Origin of the sequence: Marinobacter koreensis, assembly GCF_023156285.1 — a bacterium.
In the GTDB taxonomy this organism is placed as follows: domain Bacteria; phylum Pseudomonadota; class Gammaproteobacteria; order Pseudomonadales; family Oleiphilaceae; genus Marinobacter; species Marinobacter koreensis.
In genome coordinates this window covers 66,714-86,031 of record NZ_JAKZAJ010000007.1, presented here as the reverse complement: position 1 = coordinate 86,031, position 19,318 = coordinate 66,714, and the positions used below count along the sequence as shown (strand labels likewise).

The following is a 19,318-nucleotide window of genomic DNA, read 5'->3' as shown; positions in this document are numbered from 1 at the left end:
ATTAATTCGCTCAACTTATTAATACTGATTTTCGGCGCGTGCTCTCTTATATTTCTATACGCACCCTTCTCTTTGAGTAGTGGCGCCGCTCTTCTGGCATTGGCACTGATTTTTCGTTCCGATTTTAACTTTCCAGGTCGACTATGTAGCCAGTATAAAGCCCCAATAATTCTACTTTTTACAACTTTCTTCATAGCAATCGTCTTTTCAACTTTACCATCAAAAGGCCTCAAACCCCTTTACGACCTTTTGAGAGCTTTTACTCTTCTTCTGACTTTTTCTTATTTAGGAAAAAATTTCCATTCCGCATCAATATTACGTGGCACTAGCATGGTCTCCGTAATTTTTTTAACCGCTATTTTTTTATACCTATTATGGAACTCAAAGTCCGTTGACTTTGCCGTCCAATCAAATAATTGGCCAAAAATTTTCGGACTATCTTACAGCAGAAATATTATTGCTACGGAAATCGCTATTGCATCCATTCCGTTAATTTGCATTTTATTAGATCGAAAAATTTATTTAACAAAAACTGAAACCTACATTTATAGCACAGGCCTTACAATATATTGCATTATCTTAATCCTATCCCTTTCTCGAGGAACCTTGCTAGCGATCGCCGTGACTGCATTTTCAGCAGGCATGATATTTCAGAGAAAAAAACTAATAACATTAATTTTTTTGTTTATATTCCTTTTACTTTTCGCCGGAAACCTGATTTCTGATAATTTCATACTTCATAGCATTTTTTCAGGAATCTATAGAGGAGGTGATATTCTGAGTGGTCGGAATGCAATTTATTCAGCCACACTGGATTTCATTGCTCAGAAGCCTTGGTTTGGCTATGGGCCAGGCACCTTTAAGCATCTCAATGTAGTAGATCACTTTTTGCATCCACACTCAATGTACCTTGAGTTAGTCTTTTCGTTCGGACTTCTAGGCAGCGCAGCTCTAATATCGAGCATTTTATGGATTTACATTAGAGCCTCAAGAACTTTGGAAAAAGATGATCCATTAGTTAAATTTTCAATACTTCTACTCATTTTTTTCACAACGAGAGGAATCTTCGATATTCATCTTTTTGTATACGAGCCTTGGGCAATAGTTTTTATAGCGTTAGGAGCCTTTTGCGGGAAAAATGCCCCCCAAAATCGTCCACATAAAGAGCGCACGCCTTATTATTGAATGAAAGCCATCTTCTATCAAAAGGAAATCCTGCTTATGGCGGCAATCTTATTAAATACTCGGGTAGCGCGCTTTTTTTACAGCATCAGGCCCGTTTAACCACAAGCGGAGTTATGGATACGCCATCTTGTTCCAACTGCTTATATATCAGACGGCAAATATCCTTTCGCTTTGGGGGAATCCAGTCATCTGGAACTCGGAATGCCGTCATAGGAATGTCGTAAATTAAACCGAGGTTTACTAGAGCTGAGGAAAACAACGAAACGGCAACTCTCGGCTTAAAGCCATCCAAAGCAAATTGAAGCTCCACTAGCGTTGAACAACGAATAACTTCGAAGTTCAACCCTTTTAGCAAACGACGCAAATAATCGACATTTTCATATCGGTGCGCTAAATAGCGAATTCTCTGCCCGCAAAAATGTTTTGACACCTGCGTCATCACCGCCAAAAACTGAGACTCCGTAGATACAAGTGCTCCAATCACAGGACTTCCTATAAAAGCTACTCCTTCAGCTTGACGCACTTCTTGAAGAGTAGCCTTTATGCCCCTAAAGTCATTGCAAATAACTTCATGACTCTTTTTCTCCAGCAACGGATAAGCAGTGAAGAATCCCGCACGTTTCAAGTATTCCGTACTAACTCGCCGCCTGAGCAGACGATCCATAAGTGAAGGAGCACGCCAAATTTCGCTTTTTTGTTTATCGAGTTGCTCAAACAGCCACACCGAATAATTACCATCATCCACAATCCAAACCCGAGCATCGAGACTGTTTGCAAAATGCGCACGAATATTATAGGGATATCCGAGGTAAAGACTTTCTGCTGTTCTAAAGCGCTTCAAATATGAACGCAAGGTGAACCCATACAACAGACGTGAAAATTTAGTCCACTTAAAAAATGCTTTCGACGCCCAGCGATCATCAAGCAAAGGGCGAGCCTGCTCAAGATCAATCGTCTTCTTATATACAAATAATAAATGGTTATCTTGATTCTGGTGAAATCGATTCCTCGCTTCAACGCAATTGAATAATTGCAGTGGTGAACTGGCAATAAAAACGTTCACATATCACCTAAAGTTTTGTTTGATTTCTCTAGTACTGCCCGGAACATATTTGGAGATCATGTTCCAGAAACTCGGTAATCTGCCAATACCGGCAACAATTGTTCAAGTTCGCAAAGAAAGTGATCTTTGATGTCCCGCAGGTGTACTGGAGAGATAGAGCACGGCCGTGGATCAATCAAATCAGATTTGACAGCCAACTTTGCATTAAAAAACTTGTCAAGAGCCTCTTGATAACGTTCCGTCGGGCACGCTCTTTCCGGCACAAGCACAACGGAGGGCTTTTCGCTCGCAATGGCTTCCGCAATCATAGACATGCTGTCTGCTGTAATAAAAACCTGATCTGCGGCGCCCAAGTAGGCTGACATGGCTTTACGGGGGTTTTCTGACCACCATACACTGTCTGCTAAGATAGTAGGCGGTATAGATTGTCTGAGCTGCTTCTCTAAGTCTGCTCCCGTCCTCCGAGAAGTGGTTAATAACCAGCGCTTGCCAGTACGCTCATGCTCCCAGATCAATAACTGGGCTAACTGCTGTACGGCTTTACTGTCATACTGATACCCGGCACCATCGCCGCCGACTGCCAGCATATTGAGTTTTTCATCGGCCGAGAGATTCAAAGCAAGGCGGAGGTCTCGGCCTTTTTGTCTCAGATCCTCAGGGTTAACGAGTGTAGGAGCCAACATCATCACAATGTTGTTTGGCTCTCCGGTCGGCTCTAGCGTTAAATGCGCAGCGAAATCGTCTGACCGCAACCGTCGCTTGGAGCCTAGGAACACGTTTGGAACTCGCCACTTCCGGCCTAAAGCGACATTCAAAAAGGAGGTATTTCCACCAGCGGATACAATAAGCTGTGACCTGGGCAATGGAGCCTTAAAGGACTTGTAAAGTCCCACAATTAGTCCAGACGCCCATCGTACATTTCGCAAGAGGGACGGAAAAGACAATCTCGCTATAGCCCGAAAACGCAAACGTACATCAACCTCAACACACTCGATAGCATACCGTTCTGATAACCACGCTACGAGCCCACGAGCCTGATTTACATGTCCATCCAGTCCGTCGGATAATAGCAATACGTGCAAGCGCCTCATGCTATTCCCAAGACCTCCCGATAGATCCGTTCCGTTGCGGAAACCATATGCTCAACAGTGAGGGTCTCAGCGGCCCAGCGAAAAAGTTCCGCTTGCGATTTTTGGGCTGCTGGCAGATCGGCGATTGTATCCGACAGAGCTTGTTTCAAGGCGGCGATATCGTTTGTGGGAACCAAGTATTGATCTGGCAAGACCTCCTCAGCTCCAGGCACACGGGTTGAGAGGACAGGCAGACGACAGAGTAACGCCTCAGCCAAAGCATAGCTGAAACCTTCACGGTGAGATGCAAATATCAACAGATCTGCTCCACTCATCATACCACGGACATCAGGGCAAAACCCCGCTAAAACAACACGCCCATCCAGTCGCTCGTACCGAATCTGCTCTTGCAACCGACCTCTTTGCGGGCCCTCACCCACTATAATGAGCTGCCCATGTTGGGGCTCCCAAGCACTTACGAGGTTATCGAACGCCTTGGTGGGCACGAGGCGCCCTACAGACAAACTGATTGGTAGCTCAGGGTCCAACGCGAAATGCTTCGCCAAGGCATCCTTGTTCCATGGTTTTCCCGAGTAGGCTTGAACTCCATTGTATACTACTCGTACATGGGGGTGATCGAGGTTGGCCACTACCCCCTTACTCACACCGATAACGGTATGCATCGCCGCATACATGCCTATCGTTTTTTTTCTACTATGAAGCGTGCCGATGCGATAACCCGGCACGAACGCGCTTATGCGAGCCAGCATATCCACAGCCTTGTTAGCCTGGGCATGGACAATGTCCGGGGACTCACGCCTCAAAATAGTGATCAAGCGTGCCAGCTGTAGCAGATTCCGACGACCTCGACTCAAATCAAGAGCAATAAATTTCACTCCCGGGGCGAAACGAGACCTGTATTTCTCATGTCCAATTGCGACAACTGAATCCACGTGATCAAGCAGGCCATTACTGAGTTCGACAAAGTGGTTTTCCAGACCACCCTCTTCGTCACCGGCCATTATCTGACATACTTTCATGTCTTACCCTCTTCTGCCGATGCGCATCCGTATACGAAACGCCAATTTATTATCCTTGCCCGAGATCTTTATGCGTCGCAACTCAAAACGATTCAGGGCGTAGTCAGTCGTTATGCCCTCTATCGTAGTCACGGCGTTCAGAAAGCCAGATTCTTCAGCCACTGAAAGATCAGCTTTGTCATAAATGCCAAATGGGTACGCAAAGCTCGATATGGGAACACCGAATCGAGCCTCAAGCTGCTCTCGGCACCCCTTTACCTCAGCCATTTTTTGCTCCGTATCCAGACGCGAGAGATTGACATGTGTCAGTGTGTGCCCCCCCAGTTCCCAGCACCCACTGGCAAGCATTTCGGCCACTTGCTCATCAGTCACCTTGGGCTCATACATCAATTCACCACTGTTATGGTGAGCTTTCTTTTCCGTGGACCAGTCACGATCAAAGCGATCCACTACAAGATAAAGAGTCGCCCTGGCGCCATACTTTTTTAAGACAGGATGGGCATTGTCAAAGTTGTCAGCAAAGCCATCGTCAAACGTCAAGAATACCGTTTTCGTTGGCAGCTTTTTCGCATCTGACAACTCTGACATTAATGCGAAATACCAACCGTTGTTTCTGAGCCAACGTATCTGCCACTCAAATGCCTCTGGTCTTACCCGCAACTTGTTAAATTTTGCCCCCGCCCGATGCTCGCTCACCATATGATACATGAGGATACGAGGATACTTCTCATCAACAGCATGACGCCACCACGCATAGCGCCTGCTCAGTATCAAGGCACACACCACTAACACCGCAGCAGTCCAGATCACCTTAATAACTCCTGGTAGCACTCCAATGTATCCTGGACCATACGGCTCAAAAAAAAGCGATCATTGCATGGACTTTGCGTCTTATCCTGAAGGACCCCTATTACGGCGTTTCTGAGAGCGTCCTTGTCCCCTAGAGGTACCCGCCCTTGAGGATACAGAGCGGCAAGAACCTCACCCACCCCTCCGTGATCATAGCCCACAACCGGAACCCCCAGACCAAGCGCCTCCACAACCGTACGGCCAAAGGATTCGGGCTTTGTCGAGAGAGACAGCACCAGATCAGAGACTGAAAATACCTCCCGGATGTCCTGCCTTGCGCCAGTTAAAAAAACTCTGTCGCTCAACTGCTCCCGTTCAATCCTTTCCCGGATTTCTGCCGCATAGGCCTTACGCTTTGGATCTTCGCCACCAACGATCAAACCGCACACCGGCTCGCCCTGTTGAGACAGTTGCTTGATAAGATCAATAAAATCGTGATGCCCCTTCAGGCGAGTAAGCCGCCCAGGCAAAGTCAGCACCATCCGCTCGGCCAATTGAGGGTATTGCCTGTACCATTGCGTCAACCATTCCTCGGACGGACGGTATTGAGGGGGAAACTCTTCGGGGTCGATCCCTCTGGGAATAACACGCACCTTGCCCATGTCGGTTCCCGGATAGTTACATCGAATATATTCACGGACGGTATCCGACACTGCAATAACACGCTCACCACGACACATAATCGAGCTATAACTGCTGACCGAGTATAGACCGTGTACCGTCGTGACCAAATGGGGGCGATTATCTACAGGCAACCCTTTCCACGCAAACCAGCAAACCCATGCAGGCATCCGCGAACGAAGATGCAAGATATCCGGCTTCTCACTCACCAACCAACGTCTGAGAGCCCTGACGTGGCGAAACGTAAGAGGAGATTTCTTACCAAGGTCCCATAAAACATGCCGGCTTCCCTCTTTCTCAAGCTTGAGAGTCATTCCCCCACCGGCCGAAATAACAACTGACTCATGCCCGGCCTTAACCAATCCCCGGGCTATTTCCAAGGTTCCCCTCTCTACGCCTCCCCCTTCAAGGGCTGGCAATACCTGAACAACTTTCATAAGAAAATACCGAAGTCAGTCACAAATGAAGGTCTACACAAATAGCTGAAAGCGGATTCTTGAATTCGTGGGCTTCCTGCTTTTCTATGCATGAAATCGGAATTACCGGAGCACCGGAGGCGTAAGAATCATAACCAGCCTCTTTCAATAATCAGTTGAGCGCAACGCTTCGATTCATTCAGCCTCTCGCAAGATCGAGCCAAAGCTCCGCCAGACCAGCTCGAAAAAGAGGTAACCATATGGCGTTTTTTCAGCTCAACTATACCTTGCAATAATCGGGACTTGCCCCTCGTCCAGGGAACCTCAAAAACTCCTACGGCGCAGCCAGCGGATAAGGCCTCGTATATCATCGAGACGCTGTCTTCCGTAACCCAACACTGCTCCGTGATAGCCAATTGCCGTGGCAGCCAGTCCTGAGCCGTCTCACCAACGGGAACGACCTCCACGCCTGCGAGGGACTTCAGCTTCTCGAGGGTTGAATCCGGCGTTCGCCTGGAGGTCGTCAACTGCCAGCGGCGAGGATCTGAATGGACCAGTTCCTTAATGCCTCCCAATAGTAGTTCCTCGTCCCAGCCACTATCCTGGGACGGCCCCCCGACCAGGATCATTCCGGTTCCCGGTTTTTTTGCCCCGGGCTGCATCCGATTGAGTGCACCGCGAGTAGCTATTACATTCGATCTACTAGGTGGACTATCGTGCTCCGGAACAAGACACAGATCAAACAACCTCAGGGGCAAACTCGGCTTCATGACTACCACGGCGGGAACATTCAAGCATCGACGGAAGGCCAGCAGCGTTAAATGGGTACCATGGCCTGCGCCAATTATAACAGCGGGCCTTCGTTTACAGGGCATCTGCCCACCCATAACCAACATTGCCAACGCCTTGGCCAGCGATAGCGGCTCCATTTTCTCAACAACCGTTCCAGGGCGCAGCCTTACGAGAGCGTCGGCAAGCCCTAGTGACTGATTCAAATGGCCCGCCTTGCCGTCGCTGATAATAAGAATGCTACCCAAATCTGGCCCAACCTCTTTTGTATTTCCATCGGCACGACACCCAAAGGCGACCGTAGTTTCGTTTCGACGAAGCAATGATATCAGCAAGCAATGGGACACCATAATCGGGCAAAGCCTCAGAGTCGCACCAGGCCTTGTGCGCCTGTTATGACAGTGGTAGGTTTTGGGCCCTCCTTTGCCCCTAGTGGAAGTTATCGTGACAAGCAAACTCATCAAGCTGACTCTTCACCTGCTGTCATTCCTAAGCCTTGGGAGAGCTCAGCGCCTAGGTCGATTGCTAGGTAAGATCTACTGGCAATTCGGAGGGCGCGCCGTTGAAACAACCCGAAAAAATCTGCGTGCGTGCTACCCGAACCTCGGCACAGAGGAAATCGAAAATCTCGGTCGTCTGAGCCTTCAAGAGACAGGCGCTACCGCGTTCGAAATTCCGCTGATGTGGGAATGGCCTGTAGAACGATGTCTGGGTCTAATTCGCGAAGTTGAGGGTGAACATCTTTTAGAAGACTACCAGAACGGTCATAAAGGACTACTTCTCCTCGCACCGCACCTCGGAAACTGGGAACTGGCAGGGCTTTTCTTTGCTTCCCGCTACAAAATGGCGGCACTTTATAGCCCCCCGAACCAACCGGGGCTGGAAGACTATATGAAGGAGGTTCGAGGCCGAAGCGGCTCCGAACTGGTAGCCACCAACAGGCGAGGCATAATGCGTCTGTTTACCATTCTACGAGAAGGTGGCGTCGTCGGCATCCTTCCGGACCAAACGCCAATACGCGAAGGCGGCGAATTTGCACCGTTTTTTGGCATCCCAGCGCTAACCATGACACTTGCCTCGAAGCTCATACTGAAGACCGGAGCAAAGCCACTTATAACTTACGCAAAAAGGCTACCAGATGGGCAAGGATTTAAGATTGTTATTCGGGAGGCGGAGGCAGGGATGTCTTCAAGTGATCTCACGCTATCGTTGGCGGCCCTGAATCAATCTGTAGAAAAGTGCATTGCCGATATTCCCACTCAATACCAGTGGGAATACAAGCGGTTCAGACGTACAGCTCCGGGGGAGAAGCCTATCTATTGAACGGCATTCCCCCGGAGCCGAGAGCTAAAATCGTCCTATTAAACCTTTACTTCACCGGTGTGAGCCAGTTAGCGTGCTTCGCTGATTTGCCTTTGACCGCATCGAAGTACATGGCCTGAAGCTTTTCGGTAACCGGTCCACGCTTGCCAGCACCAATCACCCGGCCATCAAGCTCCCGGATAGGCAGGACTTCAGCGGCGGTCCCGGTAAAGAAGGCCTCTTCCGCGATGTAAACTTCATCCCGCGTAATACGGCGCTCACGCACCTCCAGACCCAGTTCTTTTGCAAAGGTGATGATGGTCGCCCGGGTAATACCTTCCAGGCAGGAGGTCAGCTCGGGGGTGTGGAGCACACCGTCCCGCACAATGAAAATATTTTCCCCGGAACCTTCGGCGACATAGCCCTCATTATCGAGCAACAGGGCCTCCTCTGCGCCACCGGATATCGCCTCGTTCAGGGCCAGCATCGAGTTGATGTAGTTACCATTGGCCTTGGCCTTACACATCGTGATGTTCACGTGGTGGCGGGTATAGGACGAGGTGCGAACCTTGATACCCAGTTCCTTGGCTTCCGGAGACATGTAGGACGGCCAGCTCCAGGCTGCGACCATCACGTGTACCTTCAGGTTATCGGCGCGCAGCCCCATACCCTCGGAGCCCAGAAAAACCATTGGACGCAGGTAGGCTTCATCCAGGTTATTCTCCCGGACAGACGCCCTCTGAGCCTCATTGAGTTCTTCTTTGCTGAACGGCATCTTCATGTTCAGGATATGCGCGGAGCGGAACAGCCGATCAGTGTGTTCATTGAGACGAAAAATGGCGGGGCCGTTGTCTGTGCTATAGGCTCGCACACCTTCAAAACAGCCAAGACCGTAATGCAGGGTGTGGGTCAACACGTGGGTTTTGGCATCCCGCCAGGGAACCATTTCACCATCGAGCCAGATAAGGCCATCACGATCAGCCATCGACATTCTTCATTGCTCCTAAAAAAGCGGTTTTCGGGGAATCGGCATTCTAGCAGGAAAGCTCTCTGAAAATAAATTTAGGTTACTAACCAATCATCACTTTCTTCCACATCGACCGGATGTAGTGACGCTCTTCGGGGAATGCATCGCCACTCACCTGGCTGTTGAGATTCTGCAGGGCCCGGCGATGTATGGTCGACCTGAGCGTAATAAAAGCTTCCCGCAGACCTTCCGCATCTTCCGTCGATAACACACCAACCTGCCCCAGGGCCTCCATCTGGCGAATGTTATCCGACCACTGGGTCAATTCAGGGTATTCGGAACACCAGGCCAGCATCAGGTATTGAACCAGGAACTCGATATCGACGATGCCGCCGGCATCATGCTTGATATGAAACGTTTCCGATCTCCGATTTTCAGGCGTCCCCAAACTGGCCCGCATCTTTTCCCGCATCTCGACGACGGCCTGCCGAAGAGCCTGCCGATCCCTGGGTTCGCACAGAATAGCGTGCCGAATATCTTCAAACGCGCGCAGTGCGTCGGCACAACCTGCGACACCGCGGGCACGGGCCAGGGCCTGATGCTCCCACGTCCAGGCGTCGTTTCGTTGATACTTTTCGAACGCTCTCAACGTTGTCACCAGCAACCCGGAGTTGCCCGACGGGCGCAGGCGCATATCCACCTCGTACAACTGGCCCGAAGGTGTCTGGGTACTGAGAATGTGGACAATCCTCTGGCCCAGCCGGGTGTAGAACACCGCGTTGTCGATCGGTTTGTCACCGTCGGTCGACAACTCGGGGTCCGCATTGTGAATGAACACAAGGTCGAGATCCGAGGTGTAACCCAATTCGATACCACCGAGCTTGCCATAACCGATGATGCCAAAATCCGTCTCACAGGCGGAGCCGTCCTCACGGCGCGGGTAACCGTGCCGGCTGACCAGATTTGCAAACGCGACATCCACGACATGATCCAGCACCACCTCGGCGATCCAGGTAAGGTAATCGCTCACTTTCATCAGAGGCAGGGTGCCCTTTAGCTCGGACGCGGCGACCCGCAGGATATGCGCCTTCTTGAAATGCCGCAGGGATTCCATCTGCTCTTCCAGGTCCTCAAAGGGAATCCTCAGCATCTGCTGCCGGAGGTCATCCTGTAGCTCTTCTTTGGCCGGCGGAGAATAGAGACTCTCGGCGTTGAGCAGTTCATCGAGCAACAGCGGCGTTTCTGCCAGCTGGCGAGCAATCCAGGGGCTCTCGCTACACAACCCGACCAGCTGAGTTCGCGCCCCGGGATTTTCCAGCAGGAGCACCATGTAGGCTGTCCGCCGGAGAATCGCATTGACAAGCTGGAGAACCCGCACCAGCGTCTCGGAGGGATTGTCGACCTGGGTCAATGCCTCGAGCAGAACAGGCATGAACTGGTTCAAGCGCTTGCGTCCCTGGGTCTGCAGGGTCTCAACCGTCCGGCTGTCGCGCAGATCGGCCAATGCCTGGAGCGAGCCCTCAGGGTCCTCATATCCCTGAGAGGACAGCCAGGCTCTGCCCGAATCGGCGTCAGCTTCAGCCAGCCAGATTTCATGCCACTCTTCGTCGAAATCGGCGTCGCTTCCTACGTCATCCTCTTCCGTCGCGATGATGTTGGCAAAGTGCGTTGCCACTTTTTCACGGTGCCCTTCCAGTTCCGTCAGACACGCCTCCCAATCAGCAAACCCCATGATGCTTGCCACCCGGGCACGATTCAGCGCATCGTCCGGAAGAGTCTGTGTCTGTTTGTCCTCGATCCCCTGCAGGGCGTGCTCGAGATTGCGCAGAAACACGTAGGCCTCTCGCAATTCGGAAACCACGTCCGGAGGAAGGAGTTCCAGAGTCTCAAGCTCACCAAGGATGACCAGAAGCTCCCGCTGCTGCAGCTCGCGATCCCGCCCTCCGCGGATAAGCTGGAATGCCTGGACCACAAACTCGATTTCCCGAATACCCCCGCTACCCAACTTGATGTTGTTTTCCAGCCCCTTGCGCCGGACTTCCCGGCTTATCATCGCCTTCATACTGCGTAGCGATTCAAACGCGCTGAAATCAATGTACTTGCGATAGACGAACGGACGCAGGGTCTCCATGAGAACCTCACCGGCCGCCTGATCACCAGCTACGACACGGGCCTTGACCATGGCATAGCGCTCCCAGTCCCGCCCCTGGTCCTGGTAATAGGTTTCGAGCGCCGAAAAGCTCAGCGCAAGCGCGCCACTCTGACCATACGGCCGCAAGCGCATATCCACTCGAAACACAAAACCGTCTGCGGTGATCTGATCGAGCGCCTGAATCAGACGCTGACCCAGACGGATAAAAAACTGCTGATTGTCCAGGGAGCGGCGCCCTCCCCGGGTCTCGCCTTTTTCCGGGAATGCGAAGATCAGGTCAATGTCCGACGATACGTTCAGTTCGTGACCACCCAGTTTCCCCATGCCCAGAACAACCAGCGGCTGCGGCACATCGTCTCCGGAGACAGGGTCGGTTCCGTAAGGGGTGCCAAACTGTTCGCATGCGTCCTGATAGAGCCATGCCAGCGCTCCATCAATACAGATGTCGGCAAAAGCACTGGCCGATGCCATCGTCTCTCGCAGATCCGCCCACCGAAGCAGATCGCGCCAGATAATACGAAACTGGGTTTCCCGCCGGAACTGGCGAAGGGCCTTGTGGAGATCGGGCTCAGCGTTCACACGGGCCCGGAACTCCTGCCAACGCTCAGCCAGATAGGCCGTCGTAGTAGGCTCAGCCAGCGAGCGAGACGCCATCAGTTCCTGGACCTGCTCCGGATGACGCTCCAGGGTTTGCCGGATAAACAGACTGCGCCCGATCGCGTCAGCGATCGTCTGCTCCGAAAGATGCTTGTCTGCCACTAGCCAGCCCGGCACGCCGTCCGGAAAGACGCTTCCCCAGCAACTCGATACATCGTCAGCGATCAGCGACGGCAATGCACTCCATGGCTCGGACATAAATCAGCCCCCTGCAACGGCGAAATAGTGTTTTCTCAAATATGGAACAACATCCAAAAGAGCGGCGATCTCACGCACGGGCCAGAGCCAGTTGCAACTGCCCCAGATCCGGAGCGGACGCAAGCGAGCGGATCGGTGTACCGGACTTGATCGCGTCGAAGACCGAATCAGGATTCGAAGGGGTCTGAAACGTGTGACTGATACTCCTGAGCCCCTTGAGTTCATCTTCCCTGACTTCGGGCGACGCTCCGGTCAACCATGCCAGGCTCAATCGCCGGAGAAATCCCTCAACCGTCAGAGGCCCTGTCCCCGTCTCAACCCGCGGGTGATACAGTCCCGCCAGATGGTAGCCCTGCTCCGCTTTGCTGACGAGGTTCAGGAAAACCGGGACCGTGGCCGCCAGGATCTGAGCATAGGACATCAGGGCCCCCGGATCTCCGGCTTTCAGCTCGAACTCAACCTCGTGCAACGGCAATATGTGATCACCATTGACGACCTGACCGGAATCCAGCGCTACTTCAATTTCAGCGTCATCAGTGACGATCCACCAGGTACGACGCTGAAAATTGGTCTCAAAAATGGCTGACAGCTCCGCCAGGTTAACGCGTTCCGCCAGCGGCGAATCCGCAAGTAGTCCCAGTTGCAGATTCGGCCCCGGCAATGGCCACTCCCACTCCTGTCGACGGTGTGCACCGGCAACGAAATCGCCCCGGGTTTTCAAAGTCTGGATAAAGTGATCGCCTGCCTGCCGTACTCTCAGGGCAGCCTTTTCGCGATTCAGATCGGCCGTTGGCGTATCGAAATAGCGGTTGACCAGGCGTTTCTCCTCACCGAAACGAGCCTCCGGGAGCGTCGATACCCACTGCGCCACCGCGGGAACGTTTTCTTGCGATATAGTCAGTTTGATTTCAAGCTCTTCTGCCACACGGCCTTCTCCTGAGGGGTTTGCCTGAGAATACATAAAAAAACCGGTGACCCGAAAGTCACCGGTTTTTCTGGTACTACTTTGATTAGCTGTTCAGAGAATCAGCGGATCAGAAGTAGTAAACAGCGCCTACAGCAGCGATAGAACGCTGGTCGGTGTAATCGAAGGTATCGTTGAAGCCATTACCGGTAGTGTCACGACCATTGTACGCGTAAACACTGTCACCACCGTACATGTAACCTTCAACCCAGACATACATGTAGTCGGACAGGTTGTGAAGGGCCTGAAGAGCCCAGACATCACTCTTCAAGCTTTCAGACGTATCATAGTCTTCTACTTGATAAGAAGCTGAGAAATTATTCGCACCCATTGTGTAAACACCCATTACTCCGTAGACGTCTGAGACGTCCTTGCGAGTTTGGTATTCACCGGTTACACGGAGATTTTCCAAGCTATAGCTAGCACGCAAGCCATAGGTATTCTCGTTGTTTATGCTACGTTCGCTAGCTTTTTTGAGAGGATCATCGTTTTTCCCATCTTGGGAATAGGCGAGAGAACCGTCGTTGGAGTCCATAGCGAATGCCAGCTCCAAACCGCCCATCTGGTATATGGCCGCCAACTGATACGGGTAGCTTTTGCCACCAGTAGTGCTATCACCATTGATCTGAACGGCTGCACCAACAGTCAGACCGCCAAAAGACGGAGACCGGTACTGAACCAGGTCACCCTCACCGGTGTCATAGCTGCCACCGATAAAAGAACCGTACTCATAATGGTTGTAGATTTCGTCAATGGCAGTTTCGTAGGTGGAGTCGTCAGAGCCCGCCCAAACTTGACCGAAACGGTCGCCTTTCACACCAATGTAGGCTTCATCAAAACCGTTCAGGCCGCCGTTGCCAGCTTTCTGGTCAGCGTCAAATTCCAGTTCGGCCTTGAAGAAACCGGTGATACCCGGAGCGATTTCGTGGTCGTGCTTGAAACCAATAGTGGAACCATTATCGGCAAAGTCCAGAGAAGACGGACCATTGTCGAAGTTGTCGTGAACAATCGCCAGCTGGATGTTACCGTAGACAGTCGGCATAGAATCCATGCGCGCTGCCAGATCGTCGGCAGTCATCGTGGCGGTATTCTGGGCCAGCGCGGCTCCAGAGAACGTTGCGGCTGCAATAGCAGATGCGATGAGCGTCTTTTTCATGTTGCGCCTTCCTTTTTGAGTTAACTCAGGTTTTAGCGACGGGTTCTAATCCCGATTTTTAGGGCGTCACCAGCCAGGCTGGATGAGCCGGATTCTGCATTATCTGCATGTCATTTTTGTGACAATTCGATAACTTTTCTTCTTTTTCTGAAAAATCTACGCATCGGCAGATCTTTATAGTTCAATCACTTACAAGATCTTCTTAAAGCCTTTCGTGATGAAACTGTTTTAATACAAAGCCGCCGATTTTGCAAATTTCAAACCGCGCCTTTTTAGCTTGTTTGGCACCTGAAACGCAATCTTTTATAGCGTTTCATTTCAAAGGTCTTGATGGACCTCTCATTACAAGTATGAGGCCAGCCCTTTAATTTTTCTTTGGTATCAGTCAATTACAAAAATATCACTGGCTTTGATGCTCAGAACGAACCGCCAGAGCCTGTAATCTCACGCACCAATGTGCAGCATGCTGGCCGAGCCCGCCTGATTTGGGTGCAGGAAAGCTCAGGTCTCCGTACCGGACACCTCCAGAAGAAACGTAACAGGGCCATCGTTAATCAGCGCGACGTTCATATCGGCACCAAAGCGCCCTGTGGCTACCCGGCCCGCATCCATCGCACCTTTGGCACTGTCAACAAAGCGGAGGAAAAGGGTATTGGCAAGGTCGGGGCTGGCCGCCGACGAAAAACCCGGGCGAGTACCGGAGCGGGTATCGGCAGCCAGAGTGAACTGGGGAACCACCAGCAGCTCGCCGTTAATGTCCAGGAGACTGCGGTTCATTCGCCCCTGGTCATCAGGAAAAATTCGGTAGGAAAGGATCTTCCGGCACAGCTCTCCTGCGCACCGGACATCATCGCCTCGCTCAACGCCAAGCAACAGAAGGATACCACTCTGGATGGAGGCAATCTCTGCACCGTCAACAGTGACACTGGCTTCGGATACTCTCTGGATCAGCCCTTTCATTCGCTTCCTGCAAACTGGCTCGAGTCATAAACGCGCGAAAGTTTATAGAGGCCTGTCACTGACCGCAACCCATCCCGGGCCACTTTAATCCGAGATCTGTTCCGCCCTCGCGGCTACTTCCTCAACACCGCGGATCAGAGCATCCACGATCGCCGGTTCCGACGCCGAATGACCGGCGTCCCGAATGATACGAAGCTCGGCCTCTGGCCAGGCCTTGCTCAATGCCAGGGCATTATCCAGAGGACAAACCATGTCGTATCGACCGTGCACAATAACGCCCGGGATGGCGGCCAGTTTATGGGCATCCCGGACAATCTGGTCTGGCTCCAGAAAAGCGTTATTCATGAAGTAGTGACATTCGATTCTCGCCAGGGCAATGGCAACATGGGGATGGCCGAAATGCTCAACGACCCGTGAATTCGGATGCAACGTTGCACAACGCCCCTCCCAGACAGACCACGCCTTGGCCGCCTGAATCTGCTCAAGTTCGTTGCTGCTGGTTAGCCGGCGATAGTAGGCAGAGACCATCTCGCCCCTCTCATCCAGGGGGATCGGGGCCAGGAAGTCGTCCCAGTAGTCCGGGAACACACGGCTGGCACCCTCCTGATAAAACCAGTGGATATCCCGGGGCCGGCACAGGAATATTCCTCGCAAAACCAGGCCAAGCACCCTTTCCGGATGGGTCTGAGCGTACACAAGACTAAGTGTGGACCCCCAACTGCCACCAAAAAGCATCCACCGGTCAATCCCGAGAAACTGGCGAACGGCTTCCAGATCCTCAACCAGTTTATCGGTGCTGTTACCCTCGAGCTCAGCCAGAGGCGTCGAACGACCGGCCCCACGCTGGTCAAGCAGGATGATGCGGAACCGCTCCGCGTCAAAGAAACGCCGGTGATAATCCTCACAACCACCTCCCGGCCCGCCATGCACAACGATGACCGGAATGCCGTCGGGATTACCACTTTCCTCGACATAGAGTTCGTGAGGAGGATCCACGGCGAGTCGATGCTGGGCATTTGGCAGGATTTCAGGGTAGAGGTTGAGCATGGGCGAGACTCCGGCGCAAGGACTTTACCGGAGTTTGGCTGAACATCGGGCGAGAAGAAAGTTCTCTGCCAGGTCAGAAAAATAAAAAAGGGCAGATGAAACCTCATCTGCCCTTTTTTGCGATCATTAGTGCTTACTTCTTGGCGCGCTTCCGCTCGTTCTCGGTCAGCAGCTTCTTACGCAGCCGGATCGATTTGGGGGTCACTTCCACCAGTTCATCATCGTCAATGAACTCCAGCGCCTGCTCCAGGGTGTGCTTGATGGGCGGCACCAGGCCAATCACTTCGTCTTTACCGGAGGCCCGCATGTTATCGAGCTTCTTGGCCTTGGTGGGGTTGATCACGATGTCATTCTCACGACTGTGAATACCGCACAGCTGTCCTTCGTAGATCTCGTCACCGGGCGCGAGGAAAAGCTTTCCACGACTTTGCAGGGTTTCCAGCGAGTATGTCATCGCCGTACCTTTGGCCATGGAGATCAGCACGCCATTCTGACGACCCGCCATGGCCCCTTCTTTCACAGGACCATAGTGACTGAATGTCGACGTCAGGATGCCGGTACCGGACGTCATCGTCAGGAAGGCATTCCGGAAGCCGATCAGGCCGCGGGCCGGAATGATGTATTCCACACGCATGCGACCTTTACCGTCCGGAATCATGTTGGTCATTTCACCCTTGCGAAGACCAAGCTGTTCCATGACCGGGCCCTGGTGCTGCTCTTCGATATCCACGATGACGTTTTCGTACGGCTCCTGCTTGACCCCGTCAATTTCGCGGATCACGACTTCCGGGCGACCTACCGCCAGCTCGAAGTTCTCACGACGCATGTTCTCGATCAGCACCGACAAGTGAAGCTCACCACGACCGGAAACCTTGAACTTGTCGGCAGAGTCACCCTCTTCGACCCGCAGCGCCACGTTATGCAGAAGCTCCTTTTCAAGGCGCTCCCTGATGTTTCGGCTGGTGACGTACTTGCCTTCTTTACCGGCGAACGGGGAATCGTTTACCTGGAAGGTCATGGAAACGGTCGGCTCATCCACAGTCAGTGCCGGCAGAGCTTCAACATTGTTCGGATCGCACAGGGTGTCGGAGATGTACAGCGGATCCAGACCACTGACACAGACAATGTCGCCCGCCTGCGCTTCGTCCACTTCAACACGCTGCAGACCGGAGTGCCCCATGATTTTAAGAATCCGTCCATTTCGCTTTTTGCCGTCCCGGCCGATGGCGACTACGGGCGTATTGGTCTTGACCGCACCGCGCATGATGCGACCGATACCGATGACGCCGAGGAAACTGTTGTAGTCCAGCTGGGAGATCTGCATCTGGAACGGGCCATCCATATCGACGGCCGGCGCGGGCACGTGGTCGACAATCGCCTGGAACACGGCGTCCATATTGTCGTCCAGATCCTCGTGCTCCATACCGGCAATGCCGTTCAGTGCGCTGGCGTATACGATGGGAAAGTCCAGCTGTTCGTCAGTGGCACCCAGGTTATCGAACAGGTCGAAAACCTGATCCACGACCCAATCCGGGCGAGCGCCGGGACGGTCAATCTTGTTCACCACCACAATCGGCCGAAGACCCGCCGCGAACGCTTTCTGGGTTACAAATCGGGTTTGTGGCATGGGGCCGTCAATAGAATCTACTACCAGCAGCACACTGTCGACCATGCTCATTACGCGCTCGACCTCACCGCCGAAGTCAGCGTGCCCCGGTGTGTCCACGATATTGATGTCGTAGTCGTTCCACTTCAGGGCGGTATTCTTGGCCAGGATGGTGATGCCCCGCTCCTTTTCCTGGTCGTTGGAATCCATAACGCGCTCGCTTTCAAGCTCCTTGCGATCCAGGGTTCCGGACTGACGGAGCAGCTGGTCAACCAGGGTCGTCTTGCCGTGGTCAACGTGAGCAATAATGGCGACGTTTCTTAACTTGCTGATATCATTGGACATAAAAAAGATTTCACTTCATTGGAAAAGAGCTTTTCTGGCTTGAATGCACAAAGCTCGGAATACGCGTCCAGCCTGCCGGGGCTGGAGCCTGCAAATAAGGGGTGCGAAATTGTACATGGTTTAACCTCTCAGTTATATGTATTTCTTTCTTCAGCCCATGGCCACCAGAGCCCGGTGGACCTTCTGGCCAACCGGGCGAGGCTGGCGGACGTATTCGAGCGGGAAAAGCGCAGGAGTCTCAGACAGGGAACACCATTGACGGTAATGATTCTGGACCTGGATCATTTCAAAGCTGTGAATGACCGGTTTGGCCATGAGATGGGCGACAAGGCGCTGCAGCATGTCTCCCGGATATTGCAAAAATCCCTTCGCCGGACTGACCTTGCGGCACGGTTGGGCGGGGAGGAATTTGTACTGCTACTGACCGAAACGTCTGAAACACAGGCCAAGGCGGCGGCTAACAAAATTCGCGAAACCATTGAACACTCTCCGCTGATGTACTCTGGTGAAACCATCAGCTTGACCATCAGCGGCGGTATCGCCGAATATGGCGCCCATGGTGACTCGCTTCAAGCCCTGATTCGCCAGGCAGACCGATGCCTCTACCATGCCAAACAGACGGGCAGGAATCAGATCATCCATCTTGAGGATGCGCCAGACGCCTCACCCGCTCATTCGCAGATGTCTGACGACGGCACAAAACATCGAGCGCACCACAAAAAGGCGTCAACGGCAATAATGCACTATTTTAGCGCACCCATATGCCGCCTTCTGGCCCATAAAGAAGGGGTGGAGCGCCCCGAACCCGCGCGGCTGCGCCTTTGTGGCGCAGAGAACCAAAACTGGCAAGCGCCTTGCTTTGGATCCCGCAGCCGCACAAATTGTCAGGTAACGGACCCGAGCTTCTGATAAGCTTCCGATACCCAAAACA

General features: G+C 52.5%; 16 protein-coding genes. 3 read left to right on the top strand and 13 right to left on the bottom strand.

From position 1 onward, the window contains the following. Positions 1-72 precede the first annotated feature (72 nt). A complete protein-coding gene (locus MLD04_RS17165) occupies positions 73-1,185 on the top strand; it encodes an O-antigen ligase family protein (RefSeq protein WP_248160633.1) in 1,113 nt (370 codons plus the stop codon). A gap of 85 nt (positions 1,186-1,270) precedes the next feature. On the opposite strand, the gene MLD04_RS17160 is transcribed toward MLD04_RS17165, so the two are convergent. The 6 genes from MLD04_RS17160 to MLD04_RS17135 all read right to left on the bottom strand — a co-directional run bounded on the left by MLD04_RS17160 (position 1,271) and on the right by MLD04_RS17135 (position 7,383). After that, positions 1,271-2,248 carry a hypothetical protein gene (locus MLD04_RS17160; RefSeq protein WP_248160632.1) on the bottom strand — a complete coding sequence of 326 codons (978 nt, stop codon included), beginning with the start codon at positions 2,246-2,248 and terminating at the stop codon, positions 1,271-1,273. A 56-nt stretch (positions 2,249-2,304) separates the two neighbouring features. Next, entirely contained in the window at positions 2,305-3,339 is a 1,035-nt protein-coding gene (locus MLD04_RS17155; protein WP_248160631.1) for an ELM1/GtrOC1 family putative glycosyltransferase, read from the bottom strand. Next, on the bottom strand, positions 3,336-4,358 hold the full coding sequence (locus MLD04_RS17150; protein WP_248160630.1) for a glycosyltransferase: 1,023 nt from the start codon (positions 4,356-4,358) through the stop codon (positions 3,336-3,338). The genes MLD04_RS17155 and MLD04_RS17150 overlap by 4 nt, the downstream gene beginning before the upstream one ends. A gap of 3 nt (positions 4,359-4,361) precedes the next feature. Beyond that, positions 4,362-5,168, bottom strand: coding sequence for a polysaccharide deacetylase family protein (locus MLD04_RS17145; protein WP_248160629.1), 807 nt, complete (start codon positions 5,166-5,168; stop codon positions 4,362-4,364). Beyond that, positions 5,165-6,265, bottom strand: coding sequence for a glycosyltransferase family 4 protein (locus tag MLD04_RS17140; RefSeq protein WP_248160628.1), 1,101 nt, complete (start codon positions 6,263-6,265; stop codon positions 5,165-5,167). Before MLD04_RS17140 ends, MLD04_RS17145 begins: the two co-directional genes overlap by 4 nt. Positions 6,266-6,393: 128 nt before the next feature. Further along, a complete protein-coding gene (locus MLD04_RS17135; protein ID WP_248160627.1) occupies positions 6,394-7,383 on the bottom strand; it encodes a mitochondrial fission ELM1 family protein in 990 nt (329 codons plus the stop codon). Between the two features lie 94 nt (positions 7,384-7,477). On the opposite strand from MLD04_RS17135, the gene MLD04_RS17130 reads away from it, so the two are divergent. After that, positions 7,478-8,356, top strand: coding sequence for a lysophospholipid acyltransferase family protein (locus MLD04_RS17130; RefSeq protein WP_248160626.1), 879 nt, complete (start codon positions 7,478-7,480; stop codon positions 8,354-8,356). A 46-nt stretch (positions 8,357-8,402) separates the two neighbouring features. On the opposite strand, the gene MLD04_RS17125 is transcribed toward MLD04_RS17130, so the two are convergent. The 7 genes from MLD04_RS17125 to typA form a co-directional block, all read right to left on the bottom strand. Next, the gene (locus tag MLD04_RS17125) at positions 8,403-9,326 is read right to left on the bottom strand and encodes a branched-chain amino acid transaminase (protein WP_248160625.1); all 924 of its coding nucleotides are present in this window, start codon (positions 9,324-9,326) and stop codon (positions 8,403-8,405) included. A 79-nt stretch (positions 9,327-9,405) separates the two neighbouring features. After that, positions 9,406-12,309: a bifunctional [glutamate--ammonia ligase]-adenylyl-L-tyrosine phosphorylase/[glutamate--ammonia-ligase] adenylyltransferase gene (gene glnE / locus MLD04_RS17120; RefSeq protein ID WP_248160624.1), complete on the bottom strand. Its 2,904-nt coding sequence runs from the start codon at positions 12,307-12,309 to the stop codon at positions 9,406-9,408. A 70-nt stretch (positions 12,310-12,379) separates the two neighbouring features. After that, positions 12,380-13,234 carry a CYTH domain-containing protein gene (locus tag MLD04_RS17115; RefSeq protein ID WP_248160623.1) on the bottom strand — a complete coding sequence of 285 codons (855 nt, stop codon included), beginning with the start codon at positions 13,232-13,234 and terminating at the stop codon, positions 12,380-12,382. A gap of 109 nt (positions 13,235-13,343) precedes the next feature. Then, a complete protein-coding gene (locus MLD04_RS17110) occupies positions 13,344-14,429 on the bottom strand; it encodes a porin (protein ID WP_248160622.1) in 1,086 nt (361 codons plus the stop codon). Positions 14,430-14,930: 501 nt separating this feature from the next. After that, the gene (gene dtd / locus MLD04_RS17105; RefSeq protein WP_248160621.1) at positions 14,931-15,389 is read right to left on the bottom strand and encodes a D-aminoacyl-tRNA deacylase; all 459 of its coding nucleotides are present in this window, start codon (positions 15,387-15,389) and stop codon (positions 14,931-14,933) included. An 84-nt stretch (positions 15,390-15,473) separates the two neighbouring features. Next, a complete protein-coding gene (pip, locus tag MLD04_RS17100; protein ID WP_248160620.1) occupies positions 15,474-16,436 on the bottom strand; it encodes a prolyl aminopeptidase in 963 nt (320 codons plus the stop codon). Between the two features lie 133 nt (positions 16,437-16,569). Then, a complete protein-coding gene (gene typA, locus MLD04_RS17095) occupies positions 16,570-18,387 on the bottom strand; it encodes a translational GTPase TypA (RefSeq protein ID WP_248160619.1) in 1,818 nt (605 codons plus the stop codon). 18 nt (positions 18,388-18,405) lie between these two features. Between typA and MLD04_RS17090 the strand changes: the two genes are divergently transcribed. Beyond that, the gene (locus MLD04_RS17090; RefSeq protein ID WP_248160618.1) at positions 18,406-19,296 is read left to right on the top strand and encodes a GGDEF domain-containing protein; all 891 of its coding nucleotides are present in this window, start codon (positions 18,406-18,408) and stop codon (positions 19,294-19,296) included. Positions 19,297-19,318 lie beyond the last annotated feature (22 nt).